We start from the raw sequence: 17,096 nt of genomic DNA, 5'->3' as shown, positions 1-17,096 counted from the left end.
GTGTGCGACGCTTCGGGGCATGAGCGAGTACGACTACGACTTGGTCGTGATCGGGTCGGGCCCCGGCGGGCAGAAGGCCGCCATCGCGGGCGCCAAGCTCGGCAAGCGGGTCGCGATCGTGGACCGCGCCGACATGGTCGGCGGCGTGTGCGTGAACACGGGCACCATCCCGTCGAAGACGCTGCGCGAGGCGGTGATGTACCTGACCGGGATGAGCCAGCGCGACCTGTACGGCGCGAGCTACCGGGTCAAGAACGACATCACCATCTCCGACCTGCTCGCCCGCACGCAGCACGTGATCGGCCGCGAGGTCCAGGTCGTGCGCGCCCAGCTGCACCGCAACCAGGTCGACCTGCTCACCGGCACCGCCCGGTTCCTCGACCCGCACACCGTCGCGGTGGACGGCGCGCACCGCGGCGAGCACCACGCCGTCACCGCCGAGCACGTCGTGATCGCCACCGGCACCCGTCCCGCCCGGCCCGACCAGGTCGACTTCGACGAGGTCCGGGTGCTCGACTCCGACGAGGTGCTGGCCCTGGAGGAGATCCCGTCGTCGCTGGTCGTGGTGGGCGCGGGCGTGATCGGCATCGAGTACGCGTCGATGTTCGCCGCGCTGGGCTCCCGGGTGACGGTGGTGGAGCAGCGGGACCGGATGCTCGACTTCTGCGACCCCGAGATCGTGGAGTCGCTGAAGTTCCACCTGCGCGACCTCGCGGTGACGTTCCGGTTCGGCGAGAAGGTCGTCAACGTCGACGTGTCCGACACCGGCACGGTCACCACGCTGGCCAGCGGCAAGCGCATCCCGGCCGCCGCGGTGATGTACTCGGCCGGTCGGCAGGGCAACACCGAGGCGCTGGACCTGGACAAGGCGGGCCTGGCGGCCGACCACCGCGGCCGGCTCACCGTGGACGAGCACTACCGCACGCCCGTGCCGCACATCTACGCGGTCGGCGACGTGATCGGGTTCCCGGCGCTGGCCGCCACGTCGATGGACCAGGGGCGGCTCGCCGCCTACCACGCGTTCGGCGAGCGGGCGCGGGAGCTGTCGGCGTTGCAGCCGATCGGGATCTACACCATCCCGGAGATCTCCTACTGCGGCGCCACGGAGGCCGAGCTGACGTCGTCCGCCGTGCCGTACGAGGTCGGCCTGGCCCGGTACCGCGAGCTGGCGCGCGGCTCGATCGTCGGCGACGCCTACGGCATGCTCAAGCTGTTGGTGTCCACTGTGGACCGCAAGCTGCTCGGCGTGCACCTGTTCGGCACCGGCGCGACCGACCTCGTCCACATCGGCCAGGCGGTCATGGCGTGCGGCGGCACGGTGGACTACCTGGTGGACACCGTCTTCAACTACCCGACGCTGTCCGAGGCGTACAAGGTGGCCGCGCTGGACGCCACCAACAAGATTCGCGCGCTGGAGCGCTTCGGGTCCTGATCAGCCGACCAGGTTCGTGACCAGGTGCAGGCGGGCGTCGTCCACGTCCCGCAGCGGCGGGACGAGCAGGGTCGGCAGGCCGGCCTCGACGCCCGCGCCGTCGTGCGTCGACCGGTCGCCGACCATCAGCGCCTCGCCGGGCGCGACGCCGAGCCCGTCCAGCGCGAGGCGGAAGATCGCCGGGTCGGGCTTGACCACGCCGTGCTCGAACGACAGCACGAACGAGTCCACCGGCAGATCGCCGAACGCGGGCCGGATGTCGAAGTGGATGTCGCTGAGCACCCCGACCCGCACGCCGGCCGCGTGCAGCTTCCGCACCGTGGGCCCGGCGTCCACCGCGAAGGGGTTGAACGCCGGGTCCGACTCGACCGCGTACAGCGAGTCGGCCAGCTCGGCGTCGAACCCGGCGTCCCGGAACGCGCCGTAGTACGTCTCCCGGTGCAGCGCGGCGTCCGCGTCCACGCCCGGCACGTCCAGCCGGTCCACGTCCAGGGCCGCGATCACCTCCGCGGCCCGGCCGGTGTCGCGCCCGATCCGGCGCAACGCCTCCGCCACCCAGTCCCGGAACGTCGGCGTGAGCACCAGCGTCCCCCGCCAGTCGAAGATCACGGCCCGCAGGCGCATCGACGCACTCCCTCGTGGTCACGTTCGGTAGTCACCGACTCACTCGTGCGAAGGCTGCCGCACCACTCCGCCGCGTGGCTACGTTTTTCGCAAGACCCTCGACGGTGGGAGGCGGCATGGCCGCGATGCCGACGACACCCCTCTACATGCGCCGGGTCGGCTTCGACCCCGACGCCCAGCTCTCGGCGGTCCGCGACCGCGAAGGCGTCACCCGGGTCGACTCGCCCCTGATGGGCATCGCGGTGTGGCTGGTGACCCGGATCGAGGACGTCCGGCAGGTCTACGGCGACGCGCGGCGGTTCGCCCAGTCCGCGCGCCACCTGGTGCCGGGCGCGCCCGCGCTGACCGACGAGGAGCTGGCCGCCGCCCGGCCGGGCAACATGCTGGCCTACGACCCTCCTGAGCACACCCGCCTGCGCCGGCTGGTGGCGCGGGAGTTCACCGGGCGCCGGATGCGGCTGCTCGAACCCCGCGTGCGCGACATCGTGGCCGACCACCTGGACGCGATCGAGCGCCAAGGCCCGCCCGCCGACCTGGTGCGCGACTTCGCGCTGCCGATCCCGGCGCTGGTGATCTGCGAGCTGCTCGGCGTGCCCCACACCGACCGCGACGCCTTCCAGGAGCGGTACACGAGGTACTTCGACGCGTCGCTGTTGCCCGACGAGCGCCTGGCCCTGCAGTTCGAGTCCCGGGCCTACCTGACCGAGCTGGTCGCGCGGGCCAGGGTCGAGCCGGGCGACGACCTGCTGGGCGTGCTCGTGCGCGACGAGTCCGCCGGCCTGGAGGACCGCGAGCTGGTCGGCATGGCGGACCTGCTGCTCCTCGCGGGCCACGAGACCACGGCCAACATGCTGGGGCTGGGCACGTACGCGCTGCTGCGCCACCCCGACCAGCTGCGGATGCTGCGCGACGAGCCCGACCGGGCGGACGCCGCGGTGGAGGAGCTGCTGCGGTGGCTGACCGTCGTGCACACCGGCGTGCCGCGGGTGACGACCGAAGAGGTGGAGCTGGGCGGCCACGCGATCGGGCCCGGCGAGGTCGTCATCTGCGCGTTGGCCGCCGCGAACCGCGACCCGGCGCTCGTGCCGGACCCGGACCGGCTGGACATCACCCGGGACGCGGGCAGCCACGTCGCGTTCGGCCACGGCGTGCACCACTGCCTGGGCGCGCCGCTGGCCAGGATGGAGCTGCGGATCGCGTTCCCGGCCCTGGCCCGCCGGTTCCCCGGCCTGCGCGCCGTGGACGAGGAGCCGTCGTTCCGCGCGCAGCAGATCGTCTACGGCCTCGGGGCGCTGCCGGTGACCTGGTGACGCGCGCGCTGCGAGTGCGCGAGCGCCGCGACCGCCGCGAGCGTGAAGCCCGCGAAGAGCAGCCCGATGCCGAAGCCGGTGTCGCCCGACTGCGCGGTTCGGCCGCCGGTGGCGCCGTCGAGCCCGTCGACGGCCGGGATCGGCGCGCCCGGGAACGGGTCGCGGCCCGGGAACCCGTCGACGCTCGCCGCGGCGAGGTCGGGCGCCGGGGCGGAGTCGCACACCACGGCCAGGCCGATGACGGTCAGCCCCAGCAGCGCGGTGAGCACCCCGACCCAGACCAGCGCCTTGACCCACGGCGGCGCGGTCGACAGGTCCGGGCCGCCCTCGCGCGGGCGTCGTGGTCGGCCGTGCGGGAAGTGCCCCCGAGCGTGGTCCTGCGAAGCGTGCATCACGATGAACCCCCCAGTTCCCCTACAGCAAAGCACGACACCGGGGAACCGCGCCGCCGGTTTCGCGGAACCCCGAAACGGATTTGAGTGACTTTGCATCAGCGTGCATACTTATCCGCATGACGGTACGGATCGCGGTCGCCGGAGCCAGCGGCTACGCCGGGGGAGAGGTGCTGCGCCTCCTGCTCGGTCACCCGGACGTGGAAATCGGCGCGCTCACCGCCGGCGGCAACGCGGGCTCGACCCTGCTCGCCCACCAGCCGCACCTGCTGCCGCTGGCCGACCGGGTGCTGGCGGAGACGACCGCGGACACCCTCAAGGGCCACGACGTGGTCTTCCTCGCCCTCCCGCACGGCCGGTCCGCCGAGATCGCCGCGCAGCTCGGTGACGACACGCTCGTCATCGACTGCGGCGCCGACCACCGGCTCACCGACCCCGCCGCCTGGGACCGCTGGTACGGCGGCACCCACGCGGGCAGCTGGCCCTACGGCCTGCCCGAGCTGCCCGGTCAGCGCGACGAGCTGCGCGGCACCCGCCGCGTCGCCGTGCCCGGCTGCTACCCGACCGTGTCCTCGCTGGCCCTGGCCCCCGCGATGGGGTTGGTCGAGCCCGAGGTGACGGTGGTCGCGGTGTCGGGCACGTCCGGCGCGGGCAAGGCGCTCAAGCCCAACCTCCTCGGCTCCGAGGTGATGGGGTCGCTGAGCGCCTACGGCGTCGGCGGCACCCACCGGCACACCCCGGAGATCGCGCAGAACCTGGCCAAGGTCGCCGGCGAGCGGGTCTCGGTGTCGTTCACCCCGGTGCTGGCCCCGCTGCCGCGCGGCATCCTGGCCACCTGCTCGGCGACGCTCAAGGACGGTGACGCGGACGTCCGCGCCGCCTACGAGAAGGCTTACGCCGACGAGCCGTTCGTGCACCTGCTGCCGGAAGGCCACTGGCCGACCACGGGCGCGGTGCTCGGCTCGAACGCCGTCCAGCTCCAGGTGGCCGTCGACCGCGACGCGAACCGGCTGGTCGTAGTCGCCGCGATCGACAACCTGGCGAAGGGCACCGCGGGCGCCGCGGTGCAGTGCATGAACCTGGCACTCGGCCTGCCGGAGACCACCGGCCTGTCCACCGTGGGAGTCGCACCGTGAACCGCAACAAGGGCGTGACGGGACCGAAGGGCTTCAAGGCCGCGGGCGTCGCCGCCGGCATCAAGGAGTCCGGCGCGCTGGACCTCGCGCTGGTCGTCAACGAAGGGCCGGGCCAGGCCGCCGCGGGCGTCTTCACCACCAACCAGGTGAAGGCCGCGCCCGTGCTGTGGTCCCAGCAGGTGCTCAAGGAGCGCAAGCTGCACGCCGTCGTGCTCAACTCCGGCGGCGCGAACGCGTGCACCGGCCCCGAGGGCTTCCAGGACACCCACGCCACCGCCGAGAAGGTCGCCGAGGTGCTCGACGTCGGCGCGATCGAGGTCGCGGTGTGCTCCACCGGGCTGATCGGCGAGCGCCTGCCGATGGACGCCCTCAAGGCGGGCGTCGAGAAGGCGGCCCAGGAGCTCGCCGCCGGCGACCGGGCCGACCTGAACGCCGCCACCGCCGTGATGACCACCGACACCCACCCCAAGCAGAGCTGGCAGGACCACCCGGACGGGTGGTCGGTGGGTGGCTTCGTCAAGGGCGCGGGCATGCTCTCGCCGAACATGGCCACGATGCTCAGCGTCATCACCACCGACGCGGTGATCGACGGCGACGCCCTGGACGCGGCCCTGCGCGCGGTCACGGCCAAGACCTACGACCGGCTCGACGTGGACGGCGGCACGTCCACCAACGACACCGTGCTGGTCCTCGCCTCCGGCGCCTCCGGCGTCGAGCCGAGCGCCGAGCAGTTCGCCGACGTGCTCACCGCCGTGGCGAAAGACCTGGTCAAGCAGCTCCAAGGGGACGCGGAAGGCGTGACCAAGGAGGTCTCGATCACGGTCAACGGCGCGCTCAGCGAAGCCGAGGCCCTCGTGGTCGCCAGGACCGTCGCCGAGGACAACCTGGTCAAGACCGCCCTGTTCGGCTCCGACCCCAACTGGGGCCGGATCGCGATGGCCGTCGGCCGCTCGCAGGCCACCGTGGACCAGCACAGGCTCGGCATCGCGATCAACGGCGTGACGCTGTTCGCCGACGGCCACAAGGCCGCGGACCGGAGCGAGGCCGACCTGTCCGGCCGCGACGTGGAGATCGTGGTCGACCTGAACCTGGGCGACGGCACGGCCACCGTGCTCACCACGGACCTGTCGCACGCGTACGTCGAAGAGAACAGCGCGTACAGCTCGTGATCACGCCCCAGGCCAAGGCCGGCATCCTGATCGAGGCGCTGCCGTGGTTGCAGCGCTTCCGCGGCGCGATCGTGGTCGTCAAGTACGGCGGCAACGCCATGGTGGACGGCGAGCTGAAGCGCGCGTTCGCGCAGGACATGGTGTTCCTCAAGCTCGCCGGCCTGCACCCGGTCGTGGTGCACGGCGGCGGGCCGCAGATCGCCGCGATGCTCAAGCGTCTCGGCATCGAGTCCGAGTTCCGCGGCGGCCTGCGCGTGACCACGCCGGAGGCCATGGACGTGGTCCGCATGGTCCTGGTGGGCCAGGTGCAGCGCGAGCTGGTCGGCCTGATCAACTCGCACGGCCCGCTCGCGGTCGGGCTGTCCGGCGAGGACGCCCACCTGCTGACCGCCGCGCGCCGCCCGGCCGTGGTGGACGGCCAACCGGTCGACATCGGCCTGGTCGGCGACATCGTCGGCGTCAACCCGGACGCGGTGCTGGACATCGTGCGCGCGGGCCGCATCCCGGTCGTGTCCACGGTCGCGCCGGACGCAGACGGCGTGGTGCACAACGTCAACGCCGACACGGCGGCGGGCGCGGTGGCCGTGGCGCTGAAGGCCGAGAAGCTGGTCGTGCTCACCGACGTCGAGGGCCTGTACGCGGACTGGCCGGACCGCGGCTCGCTGCTGCACCGGGTGCGCGCCGCGCAGCTGGAGAAGATGCTGCCGGGCCTGGACAGCGGCATGGTGCCGAAGATGGAGGCTTGCCTGCGGGCGGTGCGCGGCGGGGTGCCCGAGGCGCACGTGATCGACGGCCGGCTGGCGCACTCGGTGCTGCTGGAGGTCTTCACCTCCGAAGGCGTCGGAACGATGGTGCTGGCGGACGAAGACGGGGACGGGGACGAGGACGAGGCATGAGCGAGCACCAGCAGCGGTGGCAGGCCGCGATGATGAACAACTACGGCACGCCCGGCCTGACCCTGGTCCGCGGTGAGGGCGCGCACGTCTGGGACGCCGACGGCAACCGGTACCTGGACCTGCTGACCGGAATCGCGGTCAACGCGCTCGGCCACGCCCACCCGGCGATCGTGGCCGCGGTGACCGAGCAGATCGGCCGGATCGGCCACACGTCCAACCTCTACATCAACGAGCCCGCGCTCAAGCTCGCCGAGCGGCTGCTCGACCTGTCCGGTGTGGACGGTGACGGCCGGGTGCTGTTCTGCAACTCCGGCGCGGAGGCCAACGAGGCCGCGTTCAAGCTGAGCCGCCGCACGGGCCGCACCAAGGTGGTGGCCACCGACGGCGGGTTCCACGGCCGCACCATGGGCGCGCTGGCGCTGACCGGCCAGCCCGCGAAGCGCGAGCCGTTCGAGCCGCTGGTGCCCGGCGTCGTGCACATCCCGTTCGGCGACGTGGCCGCGTTGGAAGCCGCCATCGACGACGAGACCGCCGCGTTCGTCGTGGAGCCGATCCAGGGCGAGAACGGCGTCGTCGTGCCGCCCGAGGGCTACCTGCAGGCGGCCCGTCGGATCACCGCCGAGCACGGCGCGCTGCTGGTCCTGGACGAGGTGCAGACCGGCATCGGCCGGCTGGGCACCTGGTTCGCGTTCCAGCAGGTCGGCGTCGTACCCGACGTGATCACGCTGGCCAAGGGCCTGGGCGGTGGCCTGCCGCTGGGCGCGTGCATCGCGGTCGGCCCGGCCAAGGACCTGTTCGGGCCCGGCCAGCACGGCACCACGTTCGGCGGCAACCCGGTGTGCTGCGCCGCCGCGCTGGCGGTGCTGGACACGATCGCCGCCGACGGCCTGCTGGAGCACACCGCCGCGGTCGGCAAGGAGATCGCGGCCGGCGTCGAGGCGCTGGACCACCCGCTCATCTCCGGTGTGCGGGGAGCCGGCCTGCTGCTCGGCATCACGCTGCGCGAGGCGGTCTCGGCGAGGGCCGCGGCGGCCGCGCAGCAGGCCGGTTATCTGATCAACCCGATCCAGCCCGACGTCATCCGCCTGGCGCCGCCGCTGGTGCTCGACGAAGCGGACGCCCACCGGCTGGTGGCCGACCTGCCGTCGTTCCTCCCGACCCCAGGCCAGGAGCCGTGATGGTGCGCCACTTCCTGCGTGACGACGACCTGACCCCCGACGAGCAGGCCGCGGTCCTCGACCTCGCCGACGACTACAAGGCCGACCGCATGACGGCCAAGCCGCTGGCTGGGCCGAAGTCCGTGGCGGTGATCTTCGAGAAGAACTCCACCCGCACCCGGCTGTCGTTCGAGGTGGGCATCGCCCAGCTCGGCGGCAACCCGGTGATCATCGACGGCCGGTCCATGCAGCTCGGCCGCGAGGAGACCATCGAGGACACCTCCCGCATCCTGTCCGGGTACGTCGAGGCGGTGGTGTGGCGGACGTTCGCGCAGAAGCGCATCGACGCGATGGCGTCGGTGTCCCGCATCCCGGTGATCAACGCGCTGACCGACGAGTTCCACCCGTGCCAGGTGCTGGCCGACCTCCAGACCATCCGGCGCGTGCACGGCAAGCTCGCCGGCCTCACCGTCACCTACCTCGGCGACGGCGCGAACAACATGTCGCACTCGATGCTGCTCGGCGGCGTCACCGCGGGCATGCACGTGCGGATCGCCGCGCCCGCGCTGTTCCAGCCGCTGCCGTGGGTGCTGGACGACGCCCGCAAGCGCGCCGCGGACACCGGCGGCTCGGTGACCGTGGTCGAGGACCCGCGCGAGGCGGTGGACGGCGCGGACGTGCTGGTCACCGACACGTGGACGTCGATGGGCCAGGAGAACGACGGCCGCGACCGGATGCGCCCGTTCCGGCCCTACCAGCTCAACGCCGACCTCGTGGCCGCCACCGGCGTCAAGACGACCGTGCTGCACTGCCTGCCCGCCCACCGCGGCCAGGAGATCACCGACGACGTGCTGGACGGTCCGGACAGCGCGGTGTGGGACGAGGCCGAGAACCGGCTTCACGCGCAGAAAGCGCTGCTCGTGTGGCTGCTGGAGCAGTCGCGATGACCAGGACCGCGCGCCAGGCCCGCATCGTCGAGCTGATCTCCCAGCGCGCCATCCGCAGCCAGTCGGAGCTCGCGAAGACGCTGGCGGTCGAGGGCATCGAGGTCACCCAGGCCACGCTGTCGCGCGACCTCGACGAGCTGGGCGCGGTCAAGCTGCGCGGACCCGACGGCGGCGCGCCCGTCTACGTCATCCCCGAGGACGGCAGCCCGGTGCGCGGCGTGCAGGGCGGCACGTCCCGCCTGACCCGGCTGCTCGGCGAGCTGCTGGTGTCGGTGGACCACTCGGGCAACCTGGCCGTGCTGCGCACCCCGCCGGGCGCGGCCCAGTTCCTGGCCAGCGCGCTGGACCGGTCGGCGCTGCACGACATCGTCGGCACCATCGCCGGCGACGACACCATCCTCGCCGTGGCGCGGGAACCCCTCACCGGCGCGGACCTGGCCGCCCGGGTGACCGCGCTGGCCGCGGGCGAGGACCAGCAGCGGCCCGACGAGCCCCATGAGTGAGCGGGTCGTCCTGGCCTGCGCCGGCGCGTCGGAAGTGCTGCGCCGGCTCGCCGGGCGGGCCGAGGTCGTCGCCGTCGTGGTGGACCCCGGCCGCGGCGAGGACCCGGAGGCGCTGCGCCTGCGGGCGCTGGCCGGCGGCGCGGTCGACGCCGTGGTCGCCGACGCCCGCGACGAGTTCGCCGACCGCTACTGCCTGCCCGCGCTGCGCGCGAACGCCCTGCGGTCGGTGTCGGCGCTGTTCGCGCCGCTCGTCGCCGAGCACGTGGTCGAGGCCGCCCGCCGGCACGGCGCGACGACCGTGGCCCACGACCGCGCCGGCGCCGACCGGCTCCGCTTCGAAGCCGGTGTCGCCGCCCTCGCGCCCGACCTGGCCGTCGTCGCCGTCGCACCGGCCGACGACCCGGCCGACCACCGACCGGTGGGCCGGATCGAACCGGGCGACCCCGATGAGGTCGTGCTCACGTTCGACCGGGGGACGCCGGTCGCCATCGACGGCGAGACCGTCACCATGCCGCAAGCCGTCCGGGAGCTGAACCGGAGGGCCGGCGTGTCGGGGGTCGGCCGCCTCACCGGCGTCCGGGCCTTCGAGACGCCGGGCGCGAGCGCGTTGACCACCGCTCACCACCAGCTGGAGGACGTCACCCTGGAGCCCGACCTGCTGCGCTTCAAGCGGCAGGTCGAGCGGCGCTGGGGTGCACTGGTGCACGACGGCCTGTGGTTCTCCCCGCTCAAGCAGGCGTTGGACAGCTTCATCGACACCACCCAGCAGCACGTCTCCGGCGAGGTCCGGCTCGTGCTGCACGGTGGCCGCGCGGTCGTCACCGGCCGACGCGGCGAGGAGCCGCTGCCCGACCTCGGCCTGGGCGCGGGACGACCGCGGCGCCTGCCGGACAAGATCGCCGCGACGTAGGGATTCGATCACGTGAGTTCATTGTGGGGTGGCCGGTTCGCCGGGGGACCGGCGGAGGCGATGGCGCGGCTGTCCGCGTCGACGCACTTCGACTGGCGACTCGCCCCGTACGACATCAGGGGTTCCCGCGCGCACGCCCGCGTGCTGCACCGGGCGGGCCTGCTGACCGCCGACGAGCTGGAGCGCATGCTGGCCGCGCTGGACGCCCTGGAAGCCGACGTGGCGTCCGGGTCGTTCACGCCGACGTTGGCCGACGAGGACGTGCACACGGCCCTCGAACGCGGCCTGATCGAGCGCGCCGGGCCCGAGCTGGGCGGCAAGCTGCGCGCCGGCCGGTCCCGCAACGACCAGGTGGCCACGCTGTTCCGGATGTGGCTGCGCGACGCGGCCCGACGGGTCGCCGACGGTGTGCTGGACGTGGTGGAGGCGCTGGCCGACCAGGCGTCCGCGCACGCCACCGCCGTCATGCCCGGCCGCACGCACCTGCAGTCCGCGCAGCCCGTGCTGCTCGCGCACCACCTGCTCGCCCACGGCCAGGCGCTGCTGCGGGACGTCGACCGGCTGCGCGACTGGGACCGGCGCACCGCCCTGTCCCCGTACGGGTCGGGCGCGCTGGCGGGCTCGTCATTGGGCCTGGACCCGGCGGCGGTGGCCGCCGAGCTGGGCTTCGACGGGCCGGTGGAGAACTCCATCGACGGCACCGCGTCGCGCGACTTCGCCGCCGAGATCGCGTTCGTGCTGGCCATGATCGGCGTGGACCTGTCCCGGATCGCCGAAGAGGTGATCATCTGGACGACCGCCGAGTTCCGCTTCGCCGTGCTGGACGACGCCTGGGCCACCGGCAGCTCGATCATGCCGCAGAAGAAGAACCCGGACGTCGCCGAGCTGACCCGGGGCAAGTCCGGCCGGCTCATCGGCAACCTGACCGGCCTGCTGGCCACGTTGAAGGCGCAGCCCCTGGCCTACAACCGGGACCTCCAGGAGGACAAGGAGCCGCTGTTCGACTCGGTCGAGCAGCTGGACCTGCTGCTGCCCGCGCTGGCCGGGATGATCGCCACCATGCGGTTCGACACCGCGCGGATGGCCGCGGCGGCGCCCGCCGGGTTCACCCTGGCCACCGACATCGCCGAGTGGCTGGTGCGGCAGGGCGTGCCGTTCCGGGTGGCGCACGAGGCGGCGGGCGAGTGCGTCCGCGTCGCCGAGGGCCGCGGCGTCGGGCTGGAGGAGCTCACCGATGAGGAGTTCGCCACCATCTCGCCCGCGCTGACGCCCGAGGTGCGTAGCGTGTTGACCGTGGAAGGGTCCATCGCGTCACGGGACGCGCACGGCGGCACCGCCCCCGACCGGGTCGCCGAGCAGCTGAAGAGGTTGCGCGACAAGGTGTCCGTTGCCCGCAACGCCTAGGCAGTTCACCGAGCAGGAGCTCGCGGTCGACCCCGTCGACGCCGCGCGGCTCCTGCTCGGCGGCGTCATCGAGTCGACCACCGACGAGGGCGTGGTCGGCGTGCGGATCGTCGAGGTCGAGGCGTACCGGGGCGGCGACGACCCCGCGTCGCACTGCTACCGCGGCCGCACCCCGCGCAACGACGTCATGTTCGGCCCCGCCGGGCGGCTCTACGTGTACTTCGTCTACGGGATGCACTTCTGCGCGAACGTGGTCTCCCTGACCGACGGCGTGCCCGGCGCGGTGCTGCTGAGGGCGGGCGAGGTGGTCACCGGGTCGGCCCTGGCGCACGCCCGCCGCCCGTCCGCGCGCAACGCCGCCGAACTGGCCAAGGGCCCGGCCCGCCTGACCAGCGTCCTCGGCCTGGACCGCGGCCACAACGGCGTCAACCTCACCGAACCGGACGCGACCGTGCGGCTGCTCGCGGGCGAGCGGGTGGCCGAGTCCGACATCCGCACCGGCCCGCGCGTCGGCGTCGCCGTGGCGGTGGACGTCCCCTGGCGGTTCTGGGTCGACTCGCCCGCCGTCAGCACCTACCGCCGCGGCACCCGCCGGACCCGCGTCATCGCCTCCGAACCGGGCTAGACCTCGCCGAAGACGTGGGTGCCGGGCGCGTCCGCGTCGTCGCCCGCCCAGAACTCCACCCAGTGCCGGACGAACTCGGACTTCGAGATCGAGCCGTCGCCGTCCAGGTCGAGCCGGGCGAACACCGCGTCGGTCGGCGCGTCGTTCCCGGTCCAGGCGTGGATCATCCGGCCGTACTCGGGCGCGGACACCAGGCCGTCGCCGTCCTCGTCCACCGCCTCGAACATCGACTCGGCCGTCGCCACCACCAGGTCGAGCATGGTGCCGAGGTCGCTCACCACGGACAGCACCTCCTCGACCGTGACCCGGTCGTCGCGGTCGTGGTCGGACGCCGACCGCAGCGCGTCCCACCAGCCCATCATGATCTCCCGCAACCGGCCGTGGCCGTCGCCGCCGCCCCGGATGTGCTCCCACCGGTCCGTCAACGCCTCGAAATCGGCCCGCTCGAGGAACCCGTCACCGTTCGAGTCCATGGCGGTGAACACGATGGAGGTCTTCTTCCGCTGCAAGTCGCTGGCCACGCAAGCAAACTTGGCCGGGGAACGCCCCGAGGACAATTGACCAGCCGGGGCATACCTCTGCGCGCCCGAGTGACGTCGTGGTGACGTTCGGTAGTGCCACTATGGCGGGCATGGGGAAGATCGACGACTTCGCCGCCGTGACCGCCGAGCACCTGCCCGCGGTGGCCGCCCGCATCCCGCCGACGCCCGCCGCCGCGCTGGGCCACCTCGAACCCGGACCGACGACGACCGTGGCCGAGGCGCTGCGCTCGCTGGGACCGCTGCTCGCCGAACGGGTGCTCGGCGCGCTGGAACCGGACCTGGACGACCTGCCGACCCACGCCCACGGCCTGGTGCGGGCCGAGACGGCGGCCGGTGGCGCGTTCACGCCGCTCGGCACCACCGGCCAGAGCGAGACGTCCACCGCCGTCGCGATGCTGGACGCGATGCGCCCCGGCGTCACGCGGCAGATCGCCGACCTGGTCGACCGGCTGACCCGCCACCCCGCCCTGTCCGCGCACTTCGGCGCACCGCCGGTCCAGGTCCACGACGCCCCGGTCCGCTCCCGCCACGACAACCTCCGCCCGCCGCCCGCCACGCCCCACCTCGCCCTGGCCGTCATCACCGCGCACGCCGTCCTGCGCGAGCTCGACGCGGCCACCCCGGCAGCCGTCGTGGGCGTCGCACTCGGCACCACCGCGCTGCACCTGCCGCGCCTCCCAAACCGGCCGCGCTCACCGAAGCGACCCGAGCTCGCGTCCGCTCCGAGTACCGGCTCCCCGTGACGTCCCACTGCCACGCCCACGTCCGCGCACACCACTTCACCCTCACCGAGGCCGAGGGGGACAGCACCGCCACCCCCGACTTCTCCGCCAACGGCCTCGTCACCACCACCCCGGACGGCGTCGCCGTCCGCACCGCCACCGAGCACGGCCAGGTCGGCGTCCAGCTGAGCTTCCTCACCGAACCGCCCGACGAAGGCCTCGGCTGGTGGGACGAGGCGGTCGAGATCAGCTGGCGCGCCGAACGCGGCGGCGCGCGCGTCCCCGGCGGCCACCGGACCGCCGCACCGCCGTGGCCCGCGGACTACCGCGTCCGCGTGCACGCCCGAGGCCGCGACGGCCACGACACCGAGGGCTACCACGTCGCCGTCTGGGCCGCGCCGCCCGCGCCCGAGCACGTGATCAAGCGCCTCGACCCCGCCGAACCGCCCTACGCCGCGCACCGGTGGGTCGAACGCAGCTCCCTCGCCGAAGCCGCCACCGTCACCGTGATCACCGGCTCCACCACCGACCACGTCCTGGCCGCCTTCAACGCCACCAAGACCGCGTCACTGCGGGACCTGCTGATCGCCTACGGCCTGGACCCGTGGGTGGCCGTCCGCGCCGTCGACGGCGCGATCATCGCCGTCGAGCACAACGTCTATCGGGGCGCGGACGAGCGCACCCTCGCCGCGCTCTCCGAGACCGGACGCGCCGCGAGCATGTTCTGGAACGTCAACGCCGTCACGAGGCTGTCCTTCGCCGAACGGGGACGCGTCCTCGCCGCCTTCGAACCCTGGGCGACCCACCGCGTCCCCGACACCGTCGCCGACCTCCTCACGGGCCTGCCCGGCGTCCGGCACAAGAAGGCCCGCGGCCTCACCGCCGTCGCCCGCTTCACCGGCCGGGGCATCACCCCGGACGACCTGCGGGCGATCGAGGAGGCCGACGTCGCCCACCTCATCGGCGACTAGCGCACCGTCCGCCGGTACCACACGCGCCGCTCGTGCGCGGGCAGCGCCACCCGGCTGATCACGCTGGTCAGCACCGCGCCGATCACCAGCCACAGCAACGCGGCCAGACCGTCGTTCAGCAACGTACGCAACCCGGCGTTGGCGGGCGTGAACAGGTCGCGCAAGCCCAGCGACACCCCCGCCGACCACGAGCCGATCAGCTGGGCGAACCCGTTCGCCGGGTTGGCCCCGCCGATCACCAGGAAGATGTGGATCGCCAGCACGATCGCGAACAGCCAGCACACCAGGTCGATCACGGCGCACACCACGCGCACCGCGCGCACCCGGCCGTCACCCCTCTCGACGACCTCTTCCTCCCCCGCGTACAGGGGTTCCTGGCGGTACACGGGCTCGGCGCGGTCCATGAACTCGGTGGGCCGGTCAGCGGGACGTCGGTCGCGGTTCGGGTAGGTCATCGCTGCGGTCCTCTCACTAGAGCCCCCACGCCGACTACCCGGCAGCGACACCGCCTCAAACTGCTTTGACCAGGTGGAGGAGAATGGCTCGCCGTGAGCGAGCACATCCTCGACGAGCTGACCTGGCGCGGCCTGATCGCGCAATCCACCGACCTCGACGCACTGCGCAAGGACCTCGACTCGGGCCCGCTCACGCTCTATGCCGGGTTCGACCCGTCCGCGCCCAGCCTGCACGCCGGCAACCTGGTGCCCCTGCTCATGCTGCGCCGCTTCCAGCGCGCCGGGCACCGGCCCCTGGTCCTGGCGGGCGGCGCCACCGGCATGATCGGCGATCCGCGCGACACCGCCGAGCGCACCCTCAACCCCCTCGACACCGTCGCCGAGTGGGTCGGCCGCATCCGCGGCCAGCTCGAGCGGTTCGTCGAGTTCGACGACAGCCCCACCGGCGCGCTCGTGGTCAACAACCTCGACTGGACCGGCCCGATGACCGCGCTGGAGTTCCTGCGCGACGTCGGCAAGCACTTCTCGGTCAACGTCATGCTCGCCCGCGAGACGGTCAAGCGCCGCCTCGAAGGCGACGGCATGTCCTACACCGAGTTCAGCTACCTGCTGCTCCAGTCGCACGACTACCTGCACCTCAACCGCCAGTACGGCACCCGGCTCCAGGTCGGCGGCTCGGACCAGTGGGGCAACATCATCGGCGGCGTCGACCTGATCCGCCGGGTCGACGGCCGGACCGCGCACGCCCTGACCGCGCCGCTGGTGACCGACGCCGAGGGCCGCAAGTTCGGCAAGTCCACCGGCGGCGGCAACGTGTGGCTCGACCCCGAGATGACCTCCCCGTACGCCTGGTACCAGTACTTCGTGAACGTGGGCGACGCCGACGTGCTGCGCTACCTGCGGCTGTTCACGTTCCTGTCCCAGGACGAGATCGCGGAGCTGGAGCGGCAGACCGCCGAGGCGCCGCACCTGCGGGCCGCGCAGAAGAAGCTGGCCGAGGAGTTCACCAACCTGGTGCACGGCGAGCACGAGACGCGGCAGGTGATCGCGGCGAGCCAGGCCCTGTTCGGGCGGGGCGAGCTGCGCGAGCTGGACCTGTCGACGCTGGAGGCGGCCATGGCCGAGGCGCCGACCGGCGAGGTCCGCCTGGCCGACGGGCCCACCATCGTGGACCTGCTGGTCAGCTCCGGGCTGGCGGACAGCAAGGGCGCGGCGCGGCGCACGGTGAAGGAGGGCGGCGCGTACGTGAACAACGCGAAGGTCACCGACGAGGAGTGGGTGCCCGCCAAGGAGGACCTGCTGCACGGGTCGTGGCTGGTGGTCCGGCGCGGCAAGCGCAACACCGCCGGCGTGCGGGTGCAGGTCTGACCCGCGAGAACAGCTCCGCGGAGCGTGACGTCGAAGGCCGTCGGTCCTGGTGGGACCGGCGGCCTTCGCGCTGTCTTGGTGTGATCGCGGTCACACTGTTGCGCGTGGACCGGGTCGGATAGCGTGGGGTGGACTGCGGCACGGGCTGCTGACCTGCGGTTTCAGCCTGTGGCGCGGCGCTGCGCCCCCGATTTGACCTCCGGTTCGGGTGCGTGTAACTTTCTCCATGTCAGCGCGGAACGGGCCGGGAACACCGGAACGGAGTGCGGCAGGTCACGAACCAAGCTCCCACGAAGGTGGTAGAGTGGGTGACCGCGGAACGGAAGACCCAGTCCAGGCTCGTCTGAGCCGTTGCGACCAGGGCGTCTAGCTTCCAAAACAAGCTTTAGCTGAATCACAAGCCTCGGATCGAGCCGCGCGAGCGGCGAGTGATGATGTGCGCGTGTTCTTTGAGAACTCAACAGCGTGCCGAATAGCCAGTAAATTTATGAACCTCGTCAAGAGGTTTCCTTTGAGATTGTTACTGGACAACT

The 17,096-nt window shown here is 72.7% G+C and carries 18 protein-coding genes; 14 read left to right on the top strand and 4 right to left on the bottom strand.

Annotated features, from left to right (window positions below; all coding sequences use genetic code 11):
- Window positions 1-19 precede the first annotated feature (19 nt).
- Complete coding sequence (gene sthA / locus ACIQMJ_RS34475) at window positions 20-1,432, top strand: Si-specific NAD(P)(+) transhydrogenase (RefSeq protein ID WP_499765188.1); 1,413 nt, start codon at window positions 20-22, stop codon at window positions 1,430-1,432.
- Here sthA and ACIQMJ_RS34470 read toward each other — a convergent pair whose 3' ends face one another.
- Window positions 1,433-2,056 (bottom strand): HAD family hydrolase, encoded by a 624-nt coding sequence (locus ACIQMJ_RS34470; protein WP_499765187.1) that lies wholly within the window; start codon window positions 2,054-2,056, stop codon window positions 1,433-1,435.
- Between the two features lie 116 nt (window positions 2,057-2,172).
- On the opposite strand from ACIQMJ_RS34470, the gene ACIQMJ_RS34465 reads away from it, so the two are divergent.
- Window positions 2,173-3,366: a cytochrome P450 gene (locus ACIQMJ_RS34465; protein WP_499765186.1), complete on the top strand. Its 1,194-nt coding sequence runs from the start codon at window positions 2,173-2,175 to the stop codon at window positions 3,364-3,366.
- On the opposite strand, the gene ACIQMJ_RS34460 is transcribed toward ACIQMJ_RS34465, so the two are convergent.
- Complete coding sequence (locus ACIQMJ_RS34460) at window positions 3,333-3,758, bottom strand: hypothetical protein (RefSeq protein WP_499765185.1); 426 nt, start codon at window positions 3,756-3,758, stop codon at window positions 3,333-3,335. The genes ACIQMJ_RS34465 and ACIQMJ_RS34460 overlap by 34 nt on opposite strands.
- 119 nt (window positions 3,759-3,877) lie before the next feature.
- Between ACIQMJ_RS34460 and argC the strand changes: the two genes are divergently transcribed.
- The 9 genes from argC to ACIQMJ_RS34415 are packed head-to-tail and all read left to right on the top strand — an operon-like array spanning window position 3,878 to window position 12,505.
- Window positions 3,878-4,894, top strand: coding sequence for an N-acetyl-gamma-glutamyl-phosphate reductase (argC, locus tag ACIQMJ_RS34455; RefSeq protein WP_499765184.1), 1,017 nt, complete (start codon window positions 3,878-3,880; stop codon window positions 4,892-4,894).
- Window positions 4,891-6,063 carry a bifunctional glutamate N-acetyltransferase/amino-acid acetyltransferase ArgJ gene (gene argJ, locus ACIQMJ_RS34450; RefSeq protein ID WP_499765183.1) on the top strand — a complete coding sequence of 391 codons (1,173 nt, stop codon included), beginning with the start codon at window positions 4,891-4,893 and terminating at the stop codon, window positions 6,061-6,063. The genes argC and argJ overlap by 4 nt, the downstream gene beginning before the upstream one ends.
- Complete coding sequence (gene argB, locus ACIQMJ_RS34445; RefSeq protein ID WP_499765182.1) at window positions 6,060-6,959, top strand: acetylglutamate kinase; 900 nt, start codon at window positions 6,060-6,062, stop codon at window positions 6,957-6,959. The genes argJ and argB overlap by 4 nt, the downstream gene beginning before the upstream one ends.
- Window positions 6,956-8,137: an acetylornithine transaminase gene (locus tag ACIQMJ_RS34440; RefSeq protein WP_499765181.1), complete on the top strand. Its 1,182-nt coding sequence runs from the start codon at window positions 6,956-6,958 to the stop codon at window positions 8,135-8,137. Before argB ends, ACIQMJ_RS34440 begins: the two co-directional genes overlap by 4 nt.
- On the top strand, window positions 8,137-9,063 hold the full coding sequence (gene argF, locus ACIQMJ_RS34435; RefSeq protein ID WP_499765180.1) for an ornithine carbamoyltransferase: 927 nt from the start codon (window positions 8,137-8,139) through the stop codon (window positions 9,061-9,063). The genes ACIQMJ_RS34440 and argF overlap by 1 nt, the downstream gene beginning before the upstream one ends.
- On the top strand, window positions 9,060-9,566 hold the full coding sequence (locus ACIQMJ_RS34430) for an arginine repressor (protein ID WP_499765179.1): 507 nt from the start codon (window positions 9,060-9,062) through the stop codon (window positions 9,564-9,566). The genes argF and ACIQMJ_RS34430 overlap by 4 nt, the downstream gene beginning before the upstream one ends.
- On the top strand, window positions 9,559-10,476 hold the full coding sequence (locus tag ACIQMJ_RS34425) for an argininosuccinate synthase domain-containing protein (protein WP_499765178.1): 918 nt from the start codon (window positions 9,559-9,561) through the stop codon (window positions 10,474-10,476). The genes ACIQMJ_RS34430 and ACIQMJ_RS34425 overlap by 8 nt, the downstream gene beginning before the upstream one ends.
- 12 nt (window positions 10,477-10,488) lie before the next feature.
- Entirely contained in the window at window positions 10,489-11,880 is a 1,392-nt protein-coding gene (argH, locus tag ACIQMJ_RS34420; RefSeq protein ID WP_499765177.1) for an argininosuccinate lyase, read from the top strand.
- The gene (locus ACIQMJ_RS34415) at window positions 11,864-12,505 is read left to right on the top strand and encodes a DNA-3-methyladenine glycosylase (RefSeq protein ID WP_499765176.1); all 642 of its coding nucleotides are present in this window, start codon (window positions 11,864-11,866) and stop codon (window positions 12,503-12,505) included. The genes argH and ACIQMJ_RS34415 overlap by 17 nt, the downstream gene beginning before the upstream one ends.
- Here the strand turns inward: ACIQMJ_RS34415 and ACIQMJ_RS34410 are convergent.
- A complete protein-coding gene (locus tag ACIQMJ_RS34410; RefSeq protein WP_499765175.1) occupies window positions 12,502-13,026 on the bottom strand; it encodes an EF-hand domain-containing protein in 525 nt (174 codons plus the stop codon). The genes ACIQMJ_RS34415 and ACIQMJ_RS34410 overlap by 4 nt on opposite strands.
- A 110-nt stretch (window positions 13,027-13,136) precedes the next feature.
- On the opposite strand from ACIQMJ_RS34410, the gene ACIQMJ_RS34405 reads away from it, so the two are divergent.
- Together ACIQMJ_RS34405 and ACIQMJ_RS34400 are read left to right on the top strand one after the other, a co-directional pair.
- Window positions 13,137-13,790 (top strand): hypothetical protein, encoded by a 654-nt coding sequence (locus tag ACIQMJ_RS34405; RefSeq protein WP_499765174.1) that lies wholly within the window; start codon window positions 13,137-13,139, stop codon window positions 13,788-13,790.
- The gene (locus ACIQMJ_RS34400; RefSeq protein WP_499765173.1) at window positions 13,787-14,740 is read left to right on the top strand and encodes a DUF6461 domain-containing protein; all 954 of its coding nucleotides are present in this window, start codon (window positions 13,787-13,789) and stop codon (window positions 14,738-14,740) included. Before ACIQMJ_RS34405 ends, ACIQMJ_RS34400 begins: the two co-directional genes overlap by 4 nt.
- Here ACIQMJ_RS34400 and ACIQMJ_RS34395 read toward each other — a convergent pair.
- On the bottom strand, window positions 14,737-15,195 hold the full coding sequence (locus ACIQMJ_RS34395; RefSeq protein ID WP_499765172.1) for a hypothetical protein: 459 nt from the start codon (window positions 15,193-15,195) through the stop codon (window positions 14,737-14,739). The genes ACIQMJ_RS34400 and ACIQMJ_RS34395 overlap by 4 nt on opposite strands.
- A 93-nt stretch (window positions 15,196-15,288) precedes the next feature.
- Between ACIQMJ_RS34395 and tyrS the strand changes: the two genes are divergently transcribed.
- Window positions 15,289-16,563, top strand: a complete 1,275-nt coding sequence (gene tyrS, locus ACIQMJ_RS34390) for a tyrosine--tRNA ligase (protein WP_499765171.1) — start codon at window positions 15,289-15,291, stop codon at window positions 16,561-16,563.
- Window positions 16,564-17,096: the final 533 nt, after the last annotated feature.

This window comes from Actinosynnema sp. NPDC091369, from assembly GCF_044757065.1.
Classification (GTDB): domain Bacteria; phylum Actinomycetota; class Actinomycetes; order Mycobacteriales; family Pseudonocardiaceae; genus Actinosynnema.
The sequence above is the reverse complement of the archived record's forward strand: the minus strand, read 5'-3'. Positions and strand labels throughout refer to the sequence as shown.

Coding starts and splice junctions, on each gene's coding strand:
- sthA (WP_499765188.1), top strand. CDS start 20: ATGAGCGAGTACGACTACGACTTGGTCGTGATCGGGTCGGGCCCCGGC.
- ACIQMJ_RS34470 (WP_499765187.1), bottom strand. CDS start 2,056: ATGCGCCTGCGGGCCGTGATCTTCGACTGGCGGGGGACGCTGGTGCTC.
- ACIQMJ_RS34465 (WP_499765186.1), top strand. CDS start 2,173: ATGGCCGCGATGCCGACGACACCCCTCTACATGCGCCGGGTCGGCTTC.
- ACIQMJ_RS34460 (WP_499765185.1), bottom strand. CDS start 3,758: ATGCACGCTTCGCAGGACCACGCTCGGGGGCACTTCCCGCACGGCCGA.
- argC (WP_499765184.1), top strand. CDS start 3,878: ATGACGGTACGGATCGCGGTCGCCGGAGCCAGCGGCTACGCCGGGGGA.
- ACIQMJ_RS34440 (WP_499765181.1), top strand. CDS start 6,956: ATGAGCGAGCACCAGCAGCGGTGGCAGGCCGCGATGATGAACAACTAC.
- argF (WP_499765180.1), top strand. CDS start 8,137: ATGGTGCGCCACTTCCTGCGTGACGACGACCTGACCCCCGACGAGCAG.
- ACIQMJ_RS34430 (WP_499765179.1), top strand. CDS start 9,060: ATGACCAGGACCGCGCGCCAGGCCCGCATCGTCGAGCTGATCTCCCAG.
- ACIQMJ_RS34425 (WP_499765178.1), top strand. CDS start 9,559: ATGAGTGAGCGGGTCGTCCTGGCCTGCGCCGGCGCGTCGGAAGTGCTG.
- ACIQMJ_RS34405 (WP_499765174.1), top strand. CDS start 13,137: ATGGGGAAGATCGACGACTTCGCCGCCGTGACCGCCGAGCACCTGCCC.
- ACIQMJ_RS34395 (WP_499765172.1), bottom strand. CDS start 15,195: ATGACCTACCCGAACCGCGACCGACGTCCCGCTGACCGGCCCACCGAG.